Source organism: Tessaracoccus bendigoensis DSM 12906, assembly GCF_900141915.1.
In the GTDB taxonomy this organism is placed as follows: Bacteria; Actinomycetota; Actinomycetes; order Propionibacteriales; family Propionibacteriaceae; genus Arachnia; species Arachnia bendigoensis.
Genome location: NZ_FQZG01000128.1, coordinates 1 through 4,372, shown reverse-complemented (window position 1 = coordinate 4,372; position 4,372 = coordinate 1). Strand labels below are relative to the sequence as shown.

Genomic DNA, 4,372 nt, shown 5'->3' with positions numbered 1-4,372 from the left:
GCGATGTAGCCGGGCTTGGTGACATCCACCAGCGTCGTGGTGTCGAAGACCGACCAGACCGCCTCGAACAGCCACCCGGCGGCGGCACCCATCGCCTGCGCGAGCCAGTCGAACGGGGCCGCGACCAAAGAGGCGGCTCCTTCGCCGACGGCATCGCAGACCGAGGAGATCACGGGAACGTCGCACACGCCCATCACGAACACCAGCCCTCTCGACGACGGTGCGGGTCAGACGGACTGGCCGACGTTCCAGAAGAAGTTGATGAGCGTCACGCTCGCGCCGCAGATCACGGCCGCACCGCAGTAGACGAGGACGCCGATCTTCCCGCGCGAGGCGAGGTGCGGGTTGGAGGAGTTCGCGCCGAAACCCCACACGATCGCGGTCACGATCAGCGCCAGGACGCTGAGGATCAGGCCGATGGTCATCACCGCGCCGACGATGGTGCGCAGCTGGTTGATCCCCGGCAGGCCGTTGGTGTTGGGGTCGATGTTGATGTCCATCGGCACCAGCAGCGGAGCGGACATGACGTTGGCGAGCAGATCGAACACGGTAGGTCTCCTTGGCGACGGGCGGCCCGCCCACAACTCGCAGACGGGGTACACGACACAGGTGCGCCCGTGACCCCTCGATGTGGAGACGAAGATGCCCACGTCGGTCACGACGTGGGCATCGTCAGGCTCGGAGGTGTTCGGCGTCAGAGTTGTTGGCCGAGGTAGAGGAGCCAGTTCATCCAGGCGACGCTACCTCCGGCGAGGACGGCGGCACCGACAGCGACGAGGACTCCGATTCGCCCTTTGCTGGCGGTCGCGTAGTTGCCGTGGGCTGTCGCGATGGCCCACGCGGTCGCCGAGACGATCAGCATGAGAACTGCGACGATGAGGACGAAGGTCAGGAGCGCGCCGACCACGGCGCGGAGGTCGCCGATGCCGCCGAGCCCGTCGAAGTCGGGGAAGACACCCATCGTCGATCACCCGGCCTTGACGGTGACGTGGAGGTGGTCGTAGTGGCCTCCGGTTATGGAGGCGGGGTCGTGCATGCCGCCGCCGTTGTAGGGTCGCCAGCCCTGGGCGTCGCGGGCGACTGACCAGATTTGGCCTTGCCAGATCAGGTACTCGACACCGAGCACCTCGGCGTTGTCCTTCATCCAGTTGGTGACCTTCCAGCCGGCGTCGAGCTGGGCCGGGGTGGGGCGCTGGCCGATGCGGTTGCCGAAGGTGATGTCGCACGCCCTGCCGAGGGGATGCTCGGACTTGGTGCCGGGGCGCGGTGAGTAGCAACCCCAGCCGGTGTCGGGGAACCCGGCGAGGGTCTGCTGGTAGAGGTGCAGCATGCGAGCGGTGATCTTGCCCGAGCTTGTGGGATCGTCGACGAGCCGGTCGGGGTCTCCATCGACACCGGTCGGCGTGCCCGCAGTGGTGTTGTTGCAGGCGGCGGGTGATCCGCTCGTCGCTGTCGGCAGGTTCGCGGCCCCGTGCTCGTTGAGCCAGGCGGCGGCGTCGATGGCCTCACCGTTCGTGCCGCCGGGCCGGACCTCGAAGTGCAGATGTGCGCCGGTGCTCATGCCCGAGGAACCAACATCGCCGATGTGCTGCCCGGCGCTCACCCAGTCACCGGGACGGACGTGGATGCCGCTCTGCCACATATGGGCGTAGGCCGTGGCGACGGCCTTGCCGTCGATGGTGTGCTCGATAACGATGAGGCCGCCGTACCCGCCGGAGAACTCCGCGACGGTCACGGTGCCGTCCGCTGCGGCGAGGATCGGCGTGCCATCGGGCGCTGCGAAGTCGGTGCCGGTGTGCATCTTCCGTTCGCCCGTGATCGGGTGCACCCGCATCCCGAACGGAGAGGTCAGCACCCAGGTGCCCTCGGGCAGCGGGAACACCACCCGCGACGACGACACCGCCGGGCCGCCCGCGCCGCCAGCGGGACTGCCTCCTCTGGTGAGGGCGGCGAGGACGCTGTCGGCGACGGGCGCGTAGTTGCGGTAGCGGTCGGGGTAGGCGGAGACCTCGACGGCTTGGGCGGCCTCGCCGGGGTCCATCTGTTGCCAGCCGGGGATGTCGAGCAGGCCGCGCGGTGAGGGGTAGTTCGGTCCTGTCGGCCCGCCGAAGAACGCCCGCGCCTGATAGTTCGGGTCCATCAACTCTGCGACGGTGCCCCATCCCGATTGTGGGCGCATCTGGAACAGGCCGAGTGAGTCGTGGTCGCCGCCGTTGCCGTCGTTCGGGTAGTTCGCCGACTCGGGGTAGGTGCCGGTGTTGGTGAGCATCCGCAGCGTGGACTCGGTGAGCGCGGCCATCAGCGCGATCTTGATTCCTGGCCGGCCCACGTCGGTGATGCCGTTGCCGACGGTAATGATCGTGGCCGCGTGCGTGAGCTGCTGACGATTCAGGGTGAAGGTCTCGCCGTTCGCGGTGGTCACGGTGAGCGAGTCCGGGATTGGGCCGAGGTTCACAGTCCCGGCAGGGGTGGCGCAGTAGGCGGCGGCGGGGTTCATCAGCACCCCGATGCCGAGGAGTGCTGCGGCGGGGGCGAAGAACAGCAGTGCCAGGGCTGCGATGGCGGCTTTGCGGAACACGACGACAACCCCTTCAACGCAGCGGGTTGTCGAGCTGCGAGAGCCGCAGCAGGTGGCAGGTCGGATAGGTCGGGGCGCAGACGACGAACACGGTGAACGCGACCGGATGCTCGCTGGTGACCGGTTGGCCGTTCCATTCCCCGGCGCGGTGGCGGGTGCCCTCGATCGTGATGGCCGTCGTTCCTGCCGCGAGCTGTCCTGGCTGGGCCTGCGCTACGGCGTCGGCCCACGCATTGGGGACGTACGCGGTGTCGATGGTGAGGTGCTGGCGGGTGGCGTACTGCCGCACCTCGATCCATGCGTCACGGGTCGGCAAGTACGCGGCCACGTCGGAGGCCAGCCCCGCCTGTTCGTCCCCGCTGGGGTCACCGACCGCGAGGATCGCCGAGGTGTAGTCCAGCGGCCACAGCCCCGAAGCCGTGTCCCACGCGAACAGCGTGGACGCGACACCGCGAGCGAAGGTCTCGGGGTCGGAAGATCGCGGAACCAATGGAACCCGCGGTGGCTGGGGTGTGCTCGGCACCACCGTCGGCGGTGCCGTGGTGACCGGGCCGGGCGCCAGGTCGGGATCGGTGCTGGTGCCGCTGCGGGGGCCGGTGAGGAGTCCGTAGACGCCGACACCGGCCAGGAGCAGCAAGACGATGCCGGCGGCGATGAGGGTGACGAGTCGGCGACGGTTCCGGGTGTCAGTGGGTGCGGGGCTCATGCCGAGCAGGTGCGCACCCGGCGCCGAGGATTGTGGTCAGAGCGCGCGGAGTCGTGGCCGCTCCGCCGCAGCCTCGCGGGCGGCGCGGAGGGCGTCGGCGAACCGGAGAGTGCCGTCGGTGGTGGTGAGGAAGTTCTCGAACTGCTCGTCGGTCAGTTCGGCGGCGAGGGTGTCGGCGTCGTAGTGGGTCCACCAGTTCGTCAGCTCGCCCCAGGTCTGCACGAACGCGCGCAGCGGGTAGCGGACGGGCTGGCCGTCGCCGGTGACGAGCGGCAGCGGGCGGGGTGGTGTGCGCTTGCCCTTCTTGATCGACTTCGCCTGGGCCACGGCTGCTTCGGCGCGGGCGTGCAGCTCGGCCTCGCGTCGCTCCCGCGCGGTGGTGTCGGCGTCGCGGATCGCTTGGTAGATCGGATGCACCGGGTCGCCGGCCTCGATCCGTTCCAGCCCGGCGGCAGCCTCGGTGCGCAACGCCTCGGGCTGGGCGGGGTTGTTGGCGATGTCTTCGAGGTAGCCGATCTTCTCCAGTGTCGTGTGCGACGCGCCGCCGGGAATCATCGCCGCCGCTTGCTCCCGCGCATCCCCGAGCGCGCTCGACGGTCCCGCAAATTTTGCGGGACCGTCGTTTCCCGGCTGGTTCTCGCTGCTGAACTGGGTAGCGGACTTCCGGCGGGCGGCATCCTCGGCCATGACCTGCTTGAGATCGCGGTACAGGCCGGCGGCTTCGAGCTGGGTATAGGGCTTGTGGAGCATGTTGTCGTCCTGCTCGGCGAGGAGCTGCCCGAGCCGGTCGGACAGTCCACTGCGAACCCACACGTTGACGGTGCGCCAGCCGAGCTTCTTGATCGCGGCCAGGCGTCGCGCCCCGCACACGAGTACGCCGTCGATGGTGATCGTGAGCGGTTGCAGCAGGCCGTCGCGCCCGATGGATGCCGCGAGGGCGTCGATGTCGCCGAGGTCGGCGCGGTGCCGGGCGCCGACGAGGATCGAATCGACGGTGCGGTCGAGCTGGATGCTGCCGATCTGTGGCTCGGTCACGACGACTCACCGCCTCCACCACTCGGCGCGGCCAGTGCGAGCGCGAGGATCAG

General features: G+C 69.2%; 5 protein-coding genes and 1 pseudogene. All 6 read right to left on the bottom strand.

Annotated features, from left to right (window positions below):
• A pseudogene (locus BUC15_RS18510) lies at positions 1–194 on the bottom strand (conjugal transfer protein TrbL); the annotation flags it as partial.
• Positions 195–227: 33 nt separating this feature from the next.
• Positions 228–548 (bottom strand): DUF6112 family protein, encoded by a 321-nt coding sequence (locus tag BUC15_RS18505; RefSeq protein WP_073191514.1) that lies wholly within the window; start codon positions 546–548, stop codon positions 228–230.
• Between the two features lie 146 nt (positions 549–694).
• Complete coding sequence (locus BUC15_RS18500) at positions 695–961, bottom strand: DUF6112 family protein (RefSeq protein WP_073191511.1); 267 nt, start codon at positions 959–961, stop codon at positions 695–697.
• A 6-nt stretch (positions 962–967) separates the two neighbouring features.
• Positions 968–2,578 carry a M23 family metallopeptidase gene (locus BUC15_RS21335; RefSeq protein ID WP_073191507.1) on the bottom strand — a complete coding sequence of 537 codons (1,611 nt, stop codon included), beginning with the start codon at positions 2,576–2,578 and terminating at the stop codon, positions 968–970.
• 13 nt (positions 2,579–2,591) lie between these two features.
• Complete coding sequence (locus BUC15_RS18490; protein WP_073191504.1) at positions 2,592–3,284, bottom strand: hypothetical protein; 693 nt, start codon at positions 3,282–3,284, stop codon at positions 2,592–2,594.
• Between the two features lie 36 nt (positions 3,285–3,320).
• The gene (locus BUC15_RS18485) at positions 3,321–4,319 is read right to left on the bottom strand and encodes a ParB N-terminal domain-containing protein (protein ID WP_073191501.1); all 999 of its coding nucleotides are present in this window, start codon (positions 4,317–4,319) and stop codon (positions 3,321–3,323) included.
• Positions 4,320–4,372 lie beyond the last annotated feature (53 nt).